The following is an 18,098-nucleotide window of genomic DNA, read 5'->3' as shown; positions in this document are numbered from 1 at the left end:
GTGACCCTCCAGCCCCTAAAACAATCTACTAATTGAATCTACAAATTGAATTCACCCATTTGCACGGGTTTACTGTACCGGGGTTAACACCTTATCCGTTGCTGTCTCAGCCTGGGAGAGCATCTCTGGATTGGCTTCCGGGCTATCGGCTTCGGAGGGGGGAACCACCTGCCAAAATTGGGGTAGATAGGTGTCCCACTGGCTGAGAATCTCCTGGGCACGGGGGCTACCGGTGCGATCGCTGTGGGCTTGGATCAAGTTCCGTAGCTGGGTTTGGCCCGCTGGCGAAACGACCCGCTGGAGTTTAACGATCTCTGGGTTGACCTTAGCGGGGAAGGTGTGGGTTTCATCTAAGATGTAGGCTAACCCCCCGGTCATGCCGGCCCCGACATTGCGGCCCGTTGTTCCCAGAACCACCACCACACCGCCGGTCATGTATTCACAACAGTGATCGCCAGTTCCTTCGACCACCGCAGTACCCTTGGAATTGCGGACGGCAAACCGCTCTCCAGCCCGGCCATTGGCATAGAGAACGCCGCCGGTCGCTCCATAAAGACAGGTGTTACCAATAATCACGTTATCGGCAGCAGCATAGGGAGCGTCAGGTTTGGGGGTAATAATCAGTTCACCGCCGTGCATTCCCTTGCCCACGTAGTCGTTGGCCTCGCCCACCAGCTTGAGGATCATCCCTGGTAAGTTAAAGGCACCAAAGCTCTGACCGGCACTGCCCTCAAAGTTAAGGGTCAACTGTCCTTCAAAGCCTGTATTACCGTACTTGCGGGCGATCGCCCCAGCAATTCGGGCCCCCACGGTGCGATCGGTATTCACAATCCCATAGGTGGCTTCCACGGTTTGTTGTTCACAGATTGCCGTTTGAACATCAGCTTCCGCCAAGATGCGATCGTCGAGAACGTCACCATTGCTATGCACCGCTTCATGGACAAGCCACTGGCGATCGCTGCGGGTATCGGGCAGTTGGGTCAGGCAATCCAAATTTAGGGATTGGGTTTTCTGGAGGTGAACATCGGCGCGTGGAGTAAGAATATCCGAACGGCCAATGATCTCATTGAGACTGCTATAGCCCAGCTTCGCCAGAATGGAACGCACCTCTTCGGCAATAAAGAGGAAGAAATTCACCACATGGTCAGGAATGCCAGGGAACCGCTTCCGTAGCTCTTCTTTTTGGGTAGCTACCCCCACGGGGCAGTTATTGGTATGGCAAATCCGCGCCATAATACAGCCTTCGGCAATCATGGCCGCCGAGCCAAAGCCAAATTCTTCGGCCCCCATCAGGGCCCCCATGATCACATCCCAGCCGCACTTAAGACCACCATCAACCCGCAGGGTCACCCGATCCCGCAGTTGGTTTTCCAGCAGCACCCGATGGACTTCGGTTAATCCCAATTCCCAGGGACTACCGGCATGCTTAATGGAACTGAGGGGCGACGCTCCCGTGCCACCGTCATGGCCAGAAATCTGGATCACATCGGCATTTGCCTTGGCCACCCCAGCGGCGATCGTACCAATGCCAATTTCCGCCACCAATTTTACGGAAACCTTGGCCTGGGGATTGATCTGATGCAGATCAAAAATAAGTTGGGCTAGATCCTCAATGGAGTAAATGTCATGGTGGGGTGGGGGTGAAATCAAGGGCACACCGGGCTTAGAACGGCGCAGCATGGCAATATAGGGGCTGACCTTTGGCCCCGGTAATTGGCCCCCTTCCCCTGGCTTGGCCCCCTGGGCCATTTTGATCTCAATTTGCTTGCCATGGCTTAAATATTCCGGTGTCACCCCAAATCGGCCCGAGGCCACCTGTTTGATCGCAGAATTGGCGGTGTCTCCATTGCGGAGGCCATTGAGGTGGGGCAGTTGGGGAGAATGGCCATCCTTGTCCACATCCTCAAGGATTTCAAACCGCACCGGATCCTCGCCCCCTTCCCCAGAGTTGGATTTGGCTCCCAACCGATTCATGGCGATCGCCAGAACTTCATGGGCTTCCCGGGACAAGGCACCCAGAGACATGCCACCGGTGCAGAAGCGTTTTGCAATCTCGCTGGCCGGCTCCACCTGGTCTAAATCAATGGACGGGCGATCGCTCTGGAACTCCAGCAAATCCCGCAGGGCCGTGGGAATCCGGGTGGTAAGCTGCTGGCGGTAGACCTCGTAGTGATCATAGTTTTTATCTGCAACAGCTTTGTGGAGAGCCTTGGCCATCTCCGGGTTATTCATGTGGTATTCACCCCCGGGCCGGAACTGGACAAAACCATAGTTTTTCAGCTTTTTACTGGTCATTTCCGGGAAGGCCTTGCTGTGGAACGTTACCGTTTCCTGGGCCAGATCCGTAATGCTTAGGCCCCCCACCCGTGACGTGGTACCAATGAAACCTAACTGCAACAGATCGGAACCAATCCCGATGGCCTCAAAAATTTGCGCCCCGCGATAACTGGCAACCAGGGAAATTCCCATCTTTGAGAGAATCTTCAACAGGCCATCTTCAATGGATTTACGGTAGTTGGCCTGAACCCGTTGCAGATCCATTGGGGCTAACTTACCCTTGGAAAAAAGATTCTGGGTGCGATCGCTGTGCCACCACTGGCGAATGGTTTCCCAGGTTAGGTAGGGACAAATCGCGCCGGCCCCATAGCCAATCAAGCAGGCAAAATGGTGGGTACTCCAGCACTGGGCCGTTTCTACCACTAGGGAGACTTGACGGCGAATCCCTTGGCTAATCAAGCTATGGTGAACCGCGCCCACGGCTAAAAGAGGGGGAATAAAGGTGGTTTCGGCATCCAGGTAGTGCAATGTCCCTGCCCCGTCATGGCGATCGCTCAGGACTAGAATTTCTGCTCCCTGGCGAACGGCCGCAATGGCCTGCTGACAGAGATTCCCGACGGCTTTTTCGAGACCGGTGGGCCCAGCCGCTAAGGGGTACTGGGTGGAGAGCCGCACCGGCCCAAAGTCCGACTCCATAATTTGGGTTAATTCTGCTTCATTGATCAATGGGGAATTGAGTTGGAGCAATCGGGCAAAACTCCCTTGCTCGTCTAAAAGATTCCCCCGGGCCCCCAGTCGGGTCACTAAGGACATCACCAGTTTTTCCCGCAGGGGGTCAATGGGCGGATTCGTGACCTGGGCAAACCGCTGCTTAAAGTAGTTATAGAGCAGGTGGGGCCGCTCCGATAGCACCGCTAGGGGAATGTCATCCCCCATACAAAAAGTGGGTTCCTTACCATCCTTGGCCATGGCTTCGATCACCATTTCCACGTCCTCGGCCCCGTAGCCAAAGGCCATCTGCTGCTGGAGATAGTCGGGGGGGGCGATCGCCAAATCTTCCTGGTAGGCTTGGGGTTCGATGTCTTGGCGGTAGGTTTTTAGCCATTCACCATAGGGGGCGTGGGCAGCCACCCGTTGTTTAATTTGCCAGTTGGTGAGTAGCTCATGGTTTTGTAGATCCACCGCGATCATTTGCCCCGGGCCGAGGCGGCCTTTCTCTAGGACATTGGCCTCTTCGACGGGAATGACTCCGGCTTCGGAACCCACAATCACCAGACCATCCTGGGTAATGGTATAGCGGGCGGGGCGTAGACCGTTGCGATCAAGGGTTGCCCCCACCACATGGCCATCACTAAAGACAATCAGGGCCGGGCCATCCCAGGCTTCCTGGAGTCCGCTATAAAACTCATAAAAATCGACGATTTCTGGATGCTCTACCAAATCCGGTTGATTTTGATAGGCCTCTGGTACCAGCATCATCATCCCTTGCAGGGGTTGGCGACCGGACTGCACCAAAAGTTCTAGGGCATTGTCCAAATTGGCGGAATCACTATTTTTTGCATTGACAATGGGCAGCAATTCCCCAAAAGTATCTGACCAGACGGGATGGGCCAACTGGGCTTGGCGGGCCCGCATCCAGTTAATATTCCCCAAAAGGGTATTGATTTCACCATTGTGGCCCAAAAAGCGCATGGGTTGGGCGAGGGGCCATTTGGGCATGGTGTTGGTGCTAAAGCGACGGTGATACACCGCAAACACACTGATATAGTCTGGATTTTGTAGATCTAGATAAAAATCCTTCAGGACGACGGAGCGAACCATCCCCTTATAAACAATTGTCCGGTTAGAAAACGAACAAACATAAAAATCTTTACACCATGCTGCCTTGGTGGCATTAATCGCCTGCTCCATCCGCTTCCGAGCCAGGTAGAGTTGCCGCTCTAGGGCATCCCCATTCAGGGTACTAGAGGCAACAAATAACTGCTCAATCTGGGGTTGGTTTTGCCGAGCTTGGGGGCCGAGGACATCGGGGTTGACCGGAACCTGCCGCCACCCCAAGAACTTTAGATCCGAGCTACCCAGGGACTCCTCAATTATTTTTTTGGCGATCGCCGTCGCCCCGCCCTGGGGTAAAAAGACCATGGCTACCCCAATATTTTGCCGGGGAATGCCATATTCTGGTAGTAATTGCCAGGGAACAGCGGTCATCAAACCTGCGCCATCTCCCGAATCTCTGTCGGCACTACAACCACCCCGATGCTCCAGACAGGTTAATCCCTGGAGGGCCTGCTCCACAATGCTATGACTGGCCTTTCCCTCGCGATGGGCAACAAAACCAACCCCACAGGCATCTCGTTCCTCCACCAACCATGGATACCCAGAAAAACCGCTGTCGGCGGGGAGAGACTGATGGCCGGAGGGGGAATTTTGATTGTGCATAGCAATGACAGACGAAACGATTGTGAATTTTAGTAATATTTCGAGAAATATGTCTAGGCGTTATTGGCAATTCGCAGGCATAGTATAGACCCTAAAAGGCTAGACTCTAAATTGTCACCCTAGCGATTTAGGCATGGGTGGGCAACTAGAAACATATACCGAACTAAACCGTCTGAGAGGGTCAGTTTAGACAGGAATTCTAGGTCTGCCCATCTATTATAGGGGTCGGCTAGGGATTGGGGAATCCCAAGGGCAAAATCCCTGGCCAAAGGAACCAAAACTTGTTACGCTTTGTTAGGTTGTTAGGATTCTGGGACATTTGCAGGGGACAGCGTGTCTGCCAATGTTGAAGCGTTCCTGATTCAGTTGTTGATAAGGACTAGCCTATGGCTGTATCACGTCGTCATTTTCTGACTATGGCTGCAATGGGGACAGGGGCACTCTTGCTTCCCCAAGGCTTGCAACTCCTTTATCAGCGGGCGGCCCAAGGACAATCTGTTCAAACAAAGGGATTCGGATCCCTAGTTAAGGATCCCCAAGGCATTTTAGATTTACCCCCCGGCTTTCAGTATCGGGTCTTTTCTAAGTTGGGGGATCCCATGAGTGATGGCTATCGTGTCCCCTCCTTACATGATGGCATGGCCAGTTTTCCAGGGGCCAATGGCACCACAATTTTAGTCCGTAACCATGAAGTCTATCCAGGCCTACCCAGTGGATTTCGACCGGTTCAGGCCCGTCCCGACCAAAAGTATGATCCCCTCTGTCCCGGCGGCACCACCACTCTAGTGGTCAGTAAGGATCGCCAATTAATCCAAGATTGTTCTACTTTGGCCGGAACCTATCGAAACTGCGCCGGTGGCTCCACGCCCTGGAAGACCTGGATTAGCTGTGAAGAAAATGTCTCCACTCCGGAAAATCCCGGTCGCCATGGCCCGGTACAAAAACGCCATGGTTATAACTTTGAGGTGCCGATCGCGGCGCGGGGATTAGTGACTCCCATTCCCCTCAAGGCCATGGGGCGTTTTCAACACGAGGCGATCGCCGTAGATCCACAAACCAATATTATTTATCAAACTGAAGATCGTGGGGATGGCTTATTTTATCGGTTTATTCCCAACAAACCGGGGGATTTGCCGGCGGGGGGAACGCTCCAAGCCCTGAAAATTAAATCGGCCCCTAAAATCAATACCCGCCTGAATTTTCCCGTGGGTCGTTCCTTTGACGTGGAATGGGTGGATATTCCTGAGCCAGATCCCGCCGACGATACGGTGCGATTCCAAGGGTTTAACAAGGGAGCCGCCCTCTTTACCCGAGGCGAAGGTATCTGCTATAGCAAAGGTGAATTTTACTTTACGGCCACCAGTGGCGGCACCAAGCGTCTAGGGCAAATTTGGCGATACCGGCCCGGTGCAACGGCGGATCAGGGGGGTACCCTAGAGCTATTTGTGGAATCCCCCGACAAAGGGGTATTAAACTACCCAGACAATATTGTCATGGCTCCCTTTGGGGATTTAATCTGCTGTGAGGATGGCGAAGATGAGATCAATCGCTTGGTGGGCGTAACCCCCCAGGGTCGGATGTACACTTTTGCCTTAAATGCCCTCAACAGCCAGGAATTTGCGGGGGTTTGTTTTTCAGCGGATGGACAAACGATGTTTGTGAATATTTACCATCCGGGCATGACCTTTGCGATTTGGGGCCCCTGGACAACCCGCACCTAACCTGCGGTCTCCCCCGATACCGGATTTTAAGCCCTTGTAATTCTTAGAAGTAGACTTTACCTTACAAAGGCGATCGCCCCATGGTTCCCCTGCGAGTCCCCTAGGATGAAAGCCCCTAAGACCGTGATTCCCTATCCAGAGCCAACTCCACCTGCTTGAATTCCTGTTCTAGGCGATTCTTTAACTTGGTGGGTAGGGGGCGATTGGGATAGGAACTGTAATGGCCCGCCAAGGAATTGAGGGCGGTTTGCATGGTGGTAAAGGACGCTAGGCTCCGCAGGGATTCATCCCGACGATAGAGGGCAAAGAAATCATTCAGCTTTTTCCGGGCATCGGCCTGGGCAACCTTCTTGTTGGCATCATCCTCCGGTAGGGCGATCGCCTCCCGTAAACTGCCAATTAGGGTTAACGTGTCCTGGCGAAAATCGCCACTTAAGCCGGTGGGAAGATTGCTGCAGCTGGTCAACAGCAAGGTGAGACAGAGCAGGAGTCCCGATACCATTCTGATAAAACGTTTCATAATTACCCTAGAAAATTTAGATACATTGCCCGACGACAGCGACTCAACTATCCTGACTGGGCCATTCCCATTCTCTCAGGGATCGATCGATTCTTTGGGATGATCCTTAACATTTTATAAAAGTTCGACACATCCCTTTACATATCCCTGAAATCAAGTTAACATAAGTTTACATTCAAATCACCTCATTCTCAGGTCTACCTAGTCCCTAGGTTTTCCGGGATCGAGGAAACTTGAATGTTCATTTTTTTAATGTTGTTCTATTTGTTTCAACAGGACTTATACTATGACGACCGTTTTACAACGTCGCGAAAGCCTGAATCTGTGGGAACAGTTTTGTAGCTGGGTCACCAGCACCAACAACCGCCTTTACATTGGCTGGTTCGGTGTTTTGATGATCCCGACCCTACTGGCTGCCACCGCTTGCTTCGTGATTGCCTTTATTGCTGCCCCCCCTGTCGACATTGATGGGATTCGTGAGCCAGTTGCCGGTTCCTTAATCTATGGCAACAACATCATCACCGGTGCGGTGGTGCCCTCTAGTAATGCCATTGGCCTGCACTTCTACCCCATTTGGGAAGCTGCCTCCTTGGATGAGTGGCTTTACAATGGTGGCCCTTACCAGTTGGTCATCTTCCACTTCTTGATTGGTGTTTTCTGCTACATGGGTCGGGAATGGGAACTCAGCTACCGCTTGGGCATGCGTCCTTGGATCTGTGTGGCTTACTCCGCTCCCGTGGCTGCTGCTACCGCCGTCTTCTTGATCTACCCCATTGGTCAAGGTTCCTTCTCTGACGGTATGCCCCTAGGGATTTCCGGTACCTTCAACTTCATGTTGGTGTTCCAAGCCGAGCACAACATTCTCATGCATCCCTTCCACCAATTGGGTGTGGCCGGTGTGTTTGGTGGTGCCTTGTTCTCTGCCATGCATGGTTCTTTGGTGACCTCCAGCTTGATTCGGGAAACCACCGAAACCGAGTCTCAAAATTACGGTTACAAATTTGGTCAAGAAGAAGAAACCTACAACATTGTTGCTGCCCACGGTTACTTCGGTCGCTTGATTTTCCAATATGCCAGCTTCAATAACAGCCGTGCCCTGCACTTCTTCTTAGCTGCTTGGCCCGTGGTTGGGATTTGGTTCACCGCCCTGGGTATCAGCACCATGGCCTTCAACCTGAATGGTTTCAACTTCAACCACTCCGTTGTCGATGCCAAGGGTAACGTAATCAATACTTGGGCTGACATTATCAACCGGGCTAACCTGGGTATGGAAGTGATGCACGAGCGCAATGCTCACAACTTCCCCTTAGATTTGGCTTCTGCTGAGTCTCAACCAGTGGCGATTGTTGCTCCTAGCATCAATGCCTAGAGCTTAAACGCCCAACTTCTATTCTCGAATCTGACCTGCCTTCATCATGGGGGCGGGTCTTTTTCCTATGATGGTTCCATGGCCCTCCTTTCGTCTGGTGTCTAAAATTTCTATGGCAACTCCCTTAATTCAGTGGTATCCCGGCCATATTGCCAAGGCAGAGCGGGCCCTTCAGCAGCAATTGCGCCATGTGGATGTGGTGCTAGAGATGCGAGATGCCCGAATTCCTTTGGCCAGCCACCATCCTAAAATGAAGCAGTGGGTCGGACAAAAACAGCATGTGCTGATCTTAAATCGGGTAGATACCATCTCCGATGGGGTGCAGCAGGCCTGGCAGCGATGGTTTAAGGAGCGGGGAGAGCAGCCATTTTTTACCAATGCCCAAAAGGGGGAAGGGGTGATGGCCGTGGCAAAGGCAGCCCAACAGGCAGGTATTGCCGTTAATCAACGACGGCGCGATCGCGGCATGGCACCTCGGCCCGTGCGGGCGGTAGTTTTGGGTTTTCCCAATGTGGGGAAATCGGCCCTGATTAATCGACTGCTCAAACGCCGGGTCGTTAATAGTGAAGCTCGGCCTGGAGTGACGCGGCAATTACGGTGGGTGCGGGTCTCCCCATCCTTGGAACTGCTGGATACCCCTGGAGTCCTACCGGCCAATCTCACTGATCAAACGGCGGCGGCAAAATTGGCCATGTGTGATGATATTGGCCAGGCGGCCTACGATGATTATTTGATTGCGGCGGCTTTGGTCAATTGTCTGATTCAACTCAATCACGCCTCGGCTTTGGGCGATCGCTACCGGGTGCCATTGGGGGATGACAATGGGGAAGCCTATGTCTATCGCTTGTCAGAAGAACGATTCCATGGACGATTAGAGCAGGCCAGTCGGCAAATTCTTCAGGATTTTCGTAAGGGTATCTTGGGGGCGATCGCCCTGGAAATGCCCCCCATTGAAGCGAGTTTACCTAGGGCCAGTTCCCTATCCCCTGAAATACCAGAAATAATTACTCCGCAATAGTTACTCCAATGTCGTCGTAGTCGCCCAAGTTTGTTGGGGCAAAAACGGGCGATCGCTGGGTAAGGGGGCAACGGGTTCCGTGAGGGTAAAATCTCCCTTGAGAATCCAGTCCTTGAGCAGGGTGGCAATTTGACGACCAAAGTAGATACTGCTGAGGGGGGCGGTACGCACCGTTTTGCCTTCAATTTTGATTTTTCCAGATTTGAGTTGTGCATAGCTGACCAAGCCAAAGGTGGGCCGAACTCGTCGGGGAATGGAAAAATCAATGACCGGAGCAACCACATCATTATCTTGAATGGCACAGTGGGCAATGACCTGTTCATCCAGAACGGGCAATGGGATGCCAACCCCCAACATGAGCGAAGGGCCATAGTGTTTGAAGTAGCAGCCCCGAACCCAATGGGCATCCATGTGTTTCGCATCACCAATGAGGGCAACGGTTGCGGCCGGGCCAATGGGCGTTTCGTTGGCGAGGCGTTTTTGCAGGGGAAAATGTTGCGTTCCTTCCCAGGAGATATAGCCAATCCCCCCCCCCAGAAAAATGCGTGTTCCCACACCAATGAGGCGTAAATGGGGATCATTGAGCAGGGGAGATACCGCACCCGCATGGGCATAGACTGCATTTCCCAGTTGGGGTTGTAGAGGGCCGAGGTAGGTATGGAGGAGGCGATCGCCGCCATTGACACCAACAATAAAATTCTGATAGAGGTTCCGAGGATTATAGAGATAAAATTGATTCACCGTATCCTTGGTGATCGTGGTTTCCAGGGTAGCCCGGGGATAGCAGTCGGTCACTTGCCCCACCGCCCGCACCGGAATCACCTTACCCGCAATCAAATCAGCGATGACATGGCCACCCCCCCGCTCCCGCTGTTGATCCCCCTCCGCAAGTTCTGCCCCCAGTTCCATCGCCTGGGCAGCCCCCAAAAATAGATCCACTGCCCCAAAGCCGGTATAGGCAGGGACACCCTCTAACCAACATTGTCGCAACTTAATGGGGGGATCCGTGGGCCCTAAGTTGAGCATTGCCCCGGAGGCCTCCATGGGTTCAAAGATACCGGTGGTAATTACATCCACTTGCTTAAAAACTTGGCCATAGTTTCCTGCCGAAATCCTTGCCTTAAGCTCATCTATTGTCCAGACGGTGGCTCGACCCGCAAGAATTTTTTCATTAATTTCCGCAATCGTTCGGGTTGCCACCATAGGTTTGAGCTATCTCCATTTTTGGGGACGAGATGATGCTTTCAAGCTTACCTTAGCGTTTCTTGATGGTCTTGTATTTGGAGAGGAAGTAAGCCTGATGACAGACGATATCATTACACATGCTTGTTTAACGTCAGTTACGGATAAGCCTAGGGGAGCAAGTTTGAGTCAAGTGCAATCGAGGGCTTTTTCGGCTGGTGGCAGTAGGCAATTAATCCCCCAACCAGGTTGACCAGGAAGTTAACCGGGGAGCGATGCCGGGAGTGCTCGATCTGGGAAATGTTCTTTAACTGGTCGATGATGGTCTCGATAATGGCTCGCTTTCGCAACAGCAAACGGTCATTGAGCTTGAGGAAGCGATTCTTCATATTGCGCCGAAACTTGGTGATTAACTGCACCCCGGTCTGCTGCAAGAGTTGTTTTGCCAACGTTTGCGAGACGTAGCCTTTGTCGGCGAATACCTTGCCGAAGAGCCGTTGCAGCAGCTTGGGGACAGGAGTCCGATCATCGGTGTTGCCAGGAGTCAGGGTAAAGTTGAGCAATTCCCCTTTGTCATTCACAACTAAATGGAGTTTGAAACCGAAGAACCAGTCCACCGAAGTCTTGCCCCGCTCGGCGAACAAATCAAACACTTTGTGCTGCTTGATGCGGCGATTGTGGCAAACCTTCAGGCTGGTTGAGTCCATGAAGCTAATCCCACTGCATTGCCCAAAGCAAGACCGCAGGTAGGCAGACAATGGCAATAACAGCGAAGGCAACCAACTGATAAAGCGGGGATAGCTCACCAAATCCGGGAACGCCTTGTGCCAGTAGCGACAAACGTGCTTGGTGTAGTAGTCCTTGAACGTGCGGTAGCCCTGCTGGTGAAAAGCAATTACAATCGTCATGATTTCGCTCAGGCACAGTTGTCGGCTCCGCTTCCGGGTTTGTAGCCCACTGTGCAAAAGTTGCTGTTGCCATTGGGGTTCAAAACGTTGGCAGAAGTCATCGACTGAGCAGAAAAGGTCTTCTAAGCTAGACATAGGGGTGGGAGTTGCTGAATTGTTTGCTTATTTCAGCCTACGGCTCTCAACCTTTCTTATCCAGAACTCACGTTAGGTAGTAAACTAGCTTAGGGACTGGCAGGACACTATCCTAGACCCACATCATCCAAAACAAAGGTCATCCAAAACAGAAGCATTAAAATTAAACTCATCGCCCCAATTAAATGATCAAACTGCTCTAGGAGGCGGGGAAGACGAACCCTAAGGCGACGAATGCCTACACCATAAAGGATGCCCCCGAAGCCAAGAATGACGAAGGCTTTTAAGAGATTCTCAGGGGTATAGGCGGCTAGGGATAAGCCATTGGCGGCCAATAAACTCAATAACAGTAACCCGATCGCCGGTCCATAGCCGGATAATAGGGAACCCTCCCCAGGGGGTGTTTGATTATTGCTGGGCAGGAAAATAAGCTTGGAATAGACGATCGCCGTGCCCACTGCCGCAATGTTTAAGGCGATTTCTTGCCAAAGAAGCACCCGATCTAGGGTCAACATTTTTGCCCCAAATCCAGCCAAAAGAGGGCATCCGGCAATAGATAGGGCCGCGATCGCCAGGGGGAGGTAGATGGAACGGGCCATGGGCTGTTGTTTTAGATGGGGGAGGGTGGGTTGGGGAACATTACCAACGGTTAAAAATAGGGATGATTTAGCCAATCCATGGGCCAGGGCATAGATGCCACCCACCGCCGGAGCCACTAAAATCCAACCCAGTTGGGAAATGGTACTCAGGGCCAAGAGCCGCTTAATATTTTGCTCAAAAATGGCGAAACTCAGTCCCAAAAAAGCCGTAGCTACACCAAAAATGCCGACCACTACGCTAATTTGTTCCAGGTTTTGGGCCGCCCTTAATAGGGAAAAAATACCGACATTTTCCACCACCCCTGCCATCAGAGCCGACACCGCCGCCTCGGATTCGGAATTTGTCAGGGGCAACCATAACCCTGACAGGAAAATTCCCCCCTTGGTAAAAAGAGCCAGCAAAATCAGGGCGATCGCCTCTGGGGACGCAGCTCCTAAACCCTCAAACCTAAAGGAATTATTGGCCTGGTAAACCAAAATTGTACCCATCAGGTAAAAAAGCATTGCCGTATTACTGATAAACAGGTAACGTAAAGCCACCCAAATGGAGCGATCGCTGCGGGGATAGGCAACCAATAGAAACACCACTAAACTCAAGACCTCTAAGTTCACATAGAGACTGAGGAGGTCATTGCAGATAAAGGCCGCGTTAGCACTGCCATGGAGCATCATCACCTGAGTATAGAAAAAGACCGTTTTCCCCTGGGGCCAACTGTAGAGAATCACCGATGCCGTGACGATGGCATTGGTCAAAATAAAGTAGCCACTCAGGGTATCCACCCGGAGACTGACACCAAAGTTATCCAGGAGTTCCAGGGTGAGGGGGGTTGGCGAAACCAATCGCCCTAGTCCATAGAATCCCGATAGGGTCGCCACCAAAAGGGCGGCGGGACGATCAATTTTGGGAAAAAGATAGATGGTCAAACCGACAAAAAAGGGCAATATGACCCAGGCGATCGTAACGTTTTCAAGGCTCAGGGCAGGAATCATGGCGTGGTTTGCTTATCAATTTCCTGGGTTTCCAGGGTGGGGTTATCCCGTGCCAGTTTCATTGCCGCCACCAGCATCAGGGTTTGCATGGAAAAACCAATGACGATCGCCGTCAAAATTACTGCTTGGGGAACGGGATCGGCGTAGGCTACATCCCGATCGGGCTTAAAAATGGGTGTGAATTGACCACCCCGGGCTGCAATTAACACATAGTAGGCAATCACGCCGGTACTCATCACATCCATGGCAATAATTTTCATCATCAGGTTTTTTTTAAGAATGATCCCTAAAAAACCCAATAGAATCGTTGCCAGTACTAACCCATCTAGTATCAGTCCATTTAACATAAAAAGAGATTGTCCTGTTCTGGTGCGGGATAGAAGTGGTAACGATAGGCTTTTTCCATGTCTCACATTGTAGTAGCTAGTTACCAACCGATATAATCCACACTCAGAACCCTTAATCAGCCACCATGAGTCCGCTGCCCAAGTTCAGCCTCAACCTCAATGAGGAATTTCCTGCCCTGAAAGCTGCCCCCAGTATTGAGGCGGTAATTCATTGGCAGGCCCATGCGGGCAAAAAGCTGGAACCTGAAGCTCTTCAAGCAGAACTGACCCAGCGTTTACCTGACTATCCCATCCTTCAACCTCAGCAAGATATCCAGTTGGGTGCAATGGCTACACCTGATGGTTTTTCCGAGTTCTTCCAGCAGAGACAGTGGAGTGGTTTTCGCCTCCAAGATGAGCAGAATCGCCATGTGGCACAGTTCACCCTTAACGGAGTTGCTTTTAGCCGATTAGAACCCTACGAAGACTGGGACAGATTTCAAACCGAAGCCCTGCGATTTTGGCATATTTTCCTGGAATTAGCTGAGCCAACCGTGATTCAACGCCTAGGCGTGCGTTACATCAACCGCATTCCCCTGGATGATGGTGAACAGCCATCCCATTACCTCACTACCATCCCCGCTCCCCCATCAGGGGTAGAACTCACAGCCGAGTCCTTCTTTCATCAAGACACCTACCCTATTCCTGGCTACTCCTACTCCATCAACTGGGTTAGAACTATCCAGCCTGCTGGTGCAGATCCCACTGATGGACGAGCCTTAATTGTTGATATCGACGTTTTCACTCAGGAGTTGCTTAAATTAGATCAGGATACCTTGGCCCAAGGACTCCAAGAAATGCGCTGGCTTAAGAATAAGGTCTTCTTTAGCTGCATTACTAGCTATGCCCTCAAACGATTTGGAGCCACATCATGACCACAGCCATTCTACCCAGAGGCGTTAGCTCTACGGCTGTTTATATTGACCAAGTCAGACGAGTCAATCAGCAGTACTTCTCCCAAACCGCCGCCTTTAGCAAGCAACCTGCAATTGAAGAGCTTGCAAGGACTTGGGCAGAGTGTAGAACCCCTAACTGGGATGGCTATGATGCGTTCCCTGTAAAAGAAGCAACTCTGAATTATGCTTATGCGGTGATTCAGGTACTGCCTCTGGGGTTTCCCTTACCTTCTGTGGGGGCAGAACCAGATGGCCACCTAACCCTAGACTGGTACCGCGATCCCCATTGGACGATCTCCGTCAGCGTCAGTCCCGAAGGCATTCTCTATTACGCGGCTCTTCTAGGAAACAGCGATCCGCGTGGCTCAGAGCCATTTCTAGGGGAAATTCCTAAACGGCTTCTCAGCTTAATTCAAGAAGTTGCCTTAGCCAAGAATTAAGGTTTCATGCTTGATCCAGAGAATATTTCCCCGGTTGAGGAAAATGAGTTACTCGCCCGCTACGTGATGCAGAGTAGTCTGTTTCGGAGCGATCGCACTGTAAAGCCTAATCTGTTCATCCCCCATCCCTACCAAGAACTATCCGTTACGCGCCATCGGGATGCAACGGAAGCGGAAATTTGGCAGGCAGGGGTTAATGTAGCGACTCAACAACAGAGAACCCTCCACGGCCGATCGGATATTCTGACCAAGAATTGCCTGGTAGAATCCCTGAGAGTGACAGCCCAACCCTTTCCTGATAACCCTAACCACGCCGATATTGAAGGGTGGCCGATGGCAAAGGAAGACCAGAAAGCAATCGCCCTCAAACTGGCTGCGGCTGCCACTAAACTGATCCCTCCCTCATCGACACTTGCTTGATCGGGAGAATAATCTATCAACCACCGCGCTCCCAGGTAAACTTGGAGCACAGCGAAAAATTTATCCGATTGCAGTATTTTGCTAGGTATGCTCATGCCCAACACCAAGTCCCCGAAGTATTTCCCAAACAGGAAGGGATGACCTTAACGTATAATAGGAATATATAGGTAAATCATCCGAATAGAATATTTCATCCATACTTACACCGTAAATATAGGCAATATAATTTGAATATATTTTTCTCAGAAGCCCCGTCTGGTATATCTCAAGATTGTGCGTAAAAACAGAGTTAATCATGCTTGTTTTGACGTCATACCAGTCTGGAAGAGAAATTTCATATTTCACTTTCGATTTCTTAGTGTTTAGGAAGCATTTATCAAATTCTTCTTTGACTATCCTGATGGCAAGCCCATGAAAGTTAGACTCCAAAGATTCAAGCCAGAACTGTCTTTCTGATTCATCGATCTGATCATAAACTGACTGAATTTCATACACTCTACCCTCTCTTGTCTCACCGCAAATCTGCCCCTCATAGCAAGAGTTTCTAAATGAAGCAAATGGGTTTACAAAAACAGCGTATATAACATTTGGATAAAGGAAATCTTGACTAATCTCACCCCACGACTGAGTGGCATAAACGATAGAGTGAAAACCCTCAAATCCCAGCCGATGAGAAATGGAGTTTGATATAGTATTTAGAGCTTCTTTAGAGTAATCAGGTATCCTCTGATTATTGTTCTTGTCGGTGTCTATGCAGCCGTCTAACTCCTGAAAGGCTATAGCCACAGTATACATAGACCTGTCATCTAAAAGATTGTTTTCAAACCATTGATAATATGACTCATCTGGGTAGTATACTGTTAACTTGATTTGCCCTTCTTCATCGGATGGGATAAGAGCTACAGAGGATTTGTTATTTCCTAGTACCTCCTGGACAAAGGCATCTCTAACTGTCCTTGTTTTCATTGGAGCAATTAAAATAGTATTAATTGCGTGTTCGGTCAGACCAGAAAAAATGGAACAAAAGTGATTAGCATACGCCAGAAGCTCTGTAAATGCTTGTCTCTCAGTTTGCCCCGACTTTTTAAGCTCGATTATCGCAAGTCCAATATATTCAGAATTCCCAAATAAATCTATACGTGTTGTTGTATCGCCAGATTTTTTGAGTCTTAGCTCTTTAGCGGAGAGAACCAACGACTCAAGTCCATCAATTATTTCATTGATCTTTCTCTCGACAATTTGCTGCAGCAAAAGACTTATTGGAGGGAATCCGTCACCATTCTACTCAACAGGCTCACGTTTTCCATGGATTAAGTCTGAAATCGAATCCTTATGGTTATTAAAGAGATAATCTCTGAAGTCGTTTTCACTTAATTGCATTTAGACTCCATTGCGAACGTGAGGCCAAGCTGCCTAACTTAGGGTTCACCAGCGATCGCTGGGGTTGTTTCTCCACTGGTGGGAGGTTGGGCACTAAAGGCAGAGCGTAAAAATGGTGGAGCTAAAAAGGTGGTGAAAATGACCATGAGGATAATCCCCACCTCTAGGGGTTTATCTAATGCACCCGTTGCCGCCCCAATACCCGCAAATACTAGGCCCACTTCACCCCGGGGAACCATGCCCCAACCAATGGCCAGACGGTTAATCCCCGGAATACCAAAGACAGTCCAACCACTGATCAGCTTGGTAAAAATGGCAATCACAATCAGAAAACCGGCAATGAGTAACCCGGCCCGATTTTCGGGAACGGTCGGATTGAGAATGGTTAGATCCGCCTCTGCCCCCACCGTCACAAAGAAAATGGGTACCAGTAAGTCGGCAATGGGTTTGAGGAGTTCTTCCAGTTGCAGACGGGCATTACTTTCATCCAGTACCAGACCCGCCGCGAAGGCTCCCAAAATGGCTTCTAGTTGCAGGGCACTGCCTAAAAAGGCCATAAAAAAGGCAAAGCCTAGGGCGGGAATAACGATATTCCCACGGGTTTTCAGACCCTCCGCCAGTTTGACAAAGGTCTTATTAAAGACACTGCCGAGAATAATCGAGCCAGCTAGAAACGTCGTTGCCCCGACAATTAAAAAGCACACATGGCGCACATCCACTTCGCCGGTTTTGGCTAGACTGGCCACTACCGCCAAGACAATAATGCCCAAGACATCATCTATGACGGCGGCACCCACAATGATTTGCCCTTCCCGCGATTGGAGTTGCCCTAGTTCCGATAAAACCTTGGAGGTAATACCAATACTGGTGGCGGTAAGGGCCGCTCCCGCAAATACCGCCGGAATCGCAGGCAGATGGAAAAACCACATCAGTCCCGCTGTGCCCAGAATCAAGGGAGCCAAAAGTCCCGTCATGGCAACGGCGATCGCCTGGGGGCCCACTTCCTTCAGTTGCCGCACATCGGATTCTAGACCAATTTCAAAGAGAAGGATAATCACCCCCAACTCCGCCAAAACCTTGACCACTTCACTCTGGGATTCGTAAATCTTGGTGAGGGTGTCCGGCTCCAGGTGATTGATCCATTGCAGGGCGGTCATAATCAATGAATCGGCCGCTTGGGCCCCGCTCACGGGAAATACGACAAGGTGCAGGGCAGAAATCCCAATCACTAACCCCGCCATGAGTTCTCCCAATACGGGGGGAAAATCTAGACGCTTGGCCGCTTCACCCCCCAGTTTGCTGGCAAGGAAAATAACCACTAAGCTGAGGAGAACCCCCGCTAGAACGATGGGACTCGTATCTAGATCCGTTGCGACCAAAGGCGAGATAAACGGAAAAGACATAAAATTTATTCTCAA

Annotated in this window: 14 protein-coding genes; 6 read left to right on the top strand and 8 right to left on the bottom strand. The window is 50.9% G+C overall.

Annotation, left to right across the window (positions count from 1 at the left end; genetic code table 11):
• Positions 1-69 precede the first annotated feature (69 nt).
• Positions 70-4,716, bottom strand: coding sequence for a glutamate synthase-related protein (locus L3556_RS04010; RefSeq protein WP_277866021.1), 4,647 nt, complete (start codon positions 4,714-4,716; stop codon positions 70-72).
• A gap of 386 nt (positions 4,717-5,102) precedes the next feature.
• Here L3556_RS04010 and L3556_RS04005 point away from each other — a divergent pair, with 386 nt between their 5' ends.
• Positions 5,103-6,437, top strand: coding sequence for an alkaline phosphatase PhoX (locus L3556_RS04005; RefSeq protein ID WP_277866020.1), 1,335 nt, complete (start codon positions 5,103-5,105; stop codon positions 6,435-6,437).
• A 115-nt stretch (positions 6,438-6,552) separates the two neighbouring features.
• Here the strand turns inward: L3556_RS04005 and psb27 are convergent, their stop codons facing one another.
• Positions 6,553-6,957, bottom strand: a complete 405-nt coding sequence (psb27, locus tag L3556_RS04000) for a photosystem II protein Psb27 (protein ID WP_277866019.1) — start codon at positions 6,955-6,957, stop codon at positions 6,553-6,555.
• Between the two features lie 286 nt (positions 6,958-7,243).
• Between psb27 and psbA the strand changes: the two genes are divergently transcribed.
• Positions 7,244-8,326: a photosystem II q(b) protein gene (psbA, locus tag L3556_RS03995; protein ID WP_277866018.1), complete on the top strand. Its 1,083-nt coding sequence runs from the start codon at positions 7,244-7,246 to the stop codon at positions 8,324-8,326.
• A gap of 112 nt (positions 8,327-8,438) precedes the next feature.
• Entirely contained in the window at positions 8,439-9,344 is a 906-nt protein-coding gene (gene ylqF, locus L3556_RS03990; protein ID WP_277866017.1) for a ribosome biogenesis GTPase YlqF, read from the top strand.
• Here the strand turns inward: ylqF and L3556_RS03985 are convergent, their stop codons facing one another.
• The 4 genes from L3556_RS03985 to L3556_RS03970 form a co-directional block, all read right to left on the bottom strand.
• Positions 9,345-10,547, bottom strand: coding sequence for a homocysteine biosynthesis protein (locus L3556_RS03985; protein WP_277866016.1), 1,203 nt, complete (start codon positions 10,545-10,547; stop codon positions 9,345-9,347).
• Between the two features lie 149 nt (positions 10,548-10,696).
• Positions 10,697-11,569 (bottom strand): IS982 family transposase, encoded by an 873-nt coding sequence (locus L3556_RS03980; RefSeq protein ID WP_277866015.1) that lies wholly within the window; start codon positions 11,567-11,569, stop codon positions 10,697-10,699.
• Positions 11,570-11,676: 107 nt separating this feature from the next.
• Entirely contained in the window at positions 11,677-13,158 is a 1,482-nt protein-coding gene (locus tag L3556_RS03975) for a cation:proton antiporter (RefSeq protein WP_277866014.1), read from the bottom strand.
• Positions 13,155-13,505 (bottom strand): cation:proton antiporter subunit C, encoded by a 351-nt coding sequence (locus tag L3556_RS03970; RefSeq protein WP_277866013.1) that lies wholly within the window; start codon positions 13,503-13,505, stop codon positions 13,155-13,157. The genes L3556_RS03975 and L3556_RS03970 overlap by 4 nt, the downstream gene beginning before the upstream one ends.
• A gap of 125 nt (positions 13,506-13,630) precedes the next feature.
• Between L3556_RS03970 and L3556_RS03965 the strand changes: the two genes are divergently transcribed.
• From L3556_RS03965 to L3556_RS03955, 3 genes are read left to right on the top strand one after another with little or no spacing between them, the layout of a single operon-like run.
• A complete protein-coding gene (locus L3556_RS03965) occupies positions 13,631-14,419 on the top strand; it encodes a TIGR04255 family protein (protein ID WP_277866012.1) in 789 nt (262 codons plus the stop codon).
• Positions 14,416-14,880: a hypothetical protein gene (locus tag L3556_RS03960; RefSeq protein WP_277866011.1), complete on the top strand. Its 465-nt coding sequence runs from the start codon at positions 14,416-14,418 to the stop codon at positions 14,878-14,880. The genes L3556_RS03965 and L3556_RS03960 overlap by 4 nt, the downstream gene beginning before the upstream one ends.
• Before the next feature lie 6 nt (positions 14,881-14,886).
• Positions 14,887-15,300, top strand: coding sequence for a hypothetical protein (locus tag L3556_RS03955; protein WP_277866010.1), 414 nt, complete (start codon positions 14,887-14,889; stop codon positions 15,298-15,300).
• 81 nt (positions 15,301-15,381) lie between these two features.
• On the opposite strand, the gene L3556_RS03950 is transcribed toward L3556_RS03955, so the two are convergent.
• Complete coding sequence (locus tag L3556_RS03950) at positions 15,382-16,551, bottom strand: hypothetical protein (RefSeq protein ID WP_277866009.1); 1,170 nt, start codon at positions 16,549-16,551, stop codon at positions 15,382-15,384.
• Positions 16,552-16,718: 167 nt separating this feature from the next.
• Positions 16,719-18,083, bottom strand: a complete 1,365-nt coding sequence (locus tag L3556_RS03945) for a cation:proton antiporter (protein ID WP_277866008.1) — start codon at positions 18,081-18,083, stop codon at positions 16,719-16,721.
• Positions 18,084-18,098 lie beyond the last annotated feature (15 nt).

This window comes from Candidatus Synechococcus calcipolaris G9 (assembly GCF_029582805.1).
Taxonomy (GTDB): domain Bacteria; phylum Cyanobacteriota; class Cyanobacteriia; order Thermosynechococcales; family Thermosynechococcaceae; genus Synechococcus_F; species Synechococcus_F calcipolaris.
The sequence above is the reverse complement of the archived record's forward strand: the minus strand, read 5'-3'. Positions and strand labels throughout refer to the sequence as shown.

Bases quoted from the DNA above. Each gene is read 5' to 3' on its own strand.
- L3556_RS03955 (WP_277866010.1), top strand. From the start codon at position 14,887: ATGCTTGATCCAGAGAATATTTCCCCGGTTGAGGAAAATGAGTTACTC.
- L3556_RS03965 (WP_277866012.1), top strand. From the start codon at position 13,631: ATGAGTCCGCTGCCCAAGTTCAGCCTCAACCTCAATGAGGAATTTCCT.
- L3556_RS03960 (WP_277866011.1), top strand. From the start codon at position 14,416: ATGACCACAGCCATTCTACCCAGAGGCGTTAGCTCTACGGCTGTTTAT.
- L3556_RS04010 (WP_277866021.1), bottom strand. From the start codon at position 4,716: ATGCACAATCAAAATTCCCCCTCCGGCCATCAGTCTCTCCCCGCCGAC.
- psbA (WP_277866018.1), top strand. From the start codon at position 7,244: ATGACGACCGTTTTACAACGTCGCGAAAGCCTGAATCTGTGGGAACAG.
- L3556_RS04005 (WP_277866020.1), top strand. From the start codon at position 5,103: ATGGCTGTATCACGTCGTCATTTTCTGACTATGGCTGCAATGGGGACA.
- L3556_RS03980 (WP_277866015.1), bottom strand. From the start codon at position 11,569: ATGTCTAGCTTAGAAGACCTTTTCTGCTCAGTCGATGACTTCTGCCAA.
- L3556_RS03985 (WP_277866016.1), bottom strand. From the start codon at position 10,547: ATGGTGGCAACCCGAACGATTGCGGAAATTAATGAAAAAATTCTTGCG.
- ylqF (WP_277866017.1), top strand. From the start codon at position 8,439: ATGGCAACTCCCTTAATTCAGTGGTATCCCGGCCATATTGCCAAGGCA.
- psb27 (WP_277866019.1), bottom strand. From the start codon at position 6,957: ATGAAACGTTTTATCAGAATGGTATCGGGACTCCTGCTCTGTCTCACC.
- L3556_RS03970 (WP_277866013.1), bottom strand. From the start codon at position 13,505: ATGTTAAATGGACTGATACTAGATGGGTTAGTACTGGCAACGATTCTA.
- L3556_RS03945 (WP_277866008.1), bottom strand. From the start codon at position 18,083: ATGTCTTTTCCGTTTATCTCGCCTTTGGTCGCAACGGATCTAGATACG.
- L3556_RS03975 (WP_277866014.1), bottom strand. From the start codon at position 13,158: ATGATTCCTGCCCTGAGCCTTGAAAACGTTACGATCGCCTGGGTCATA.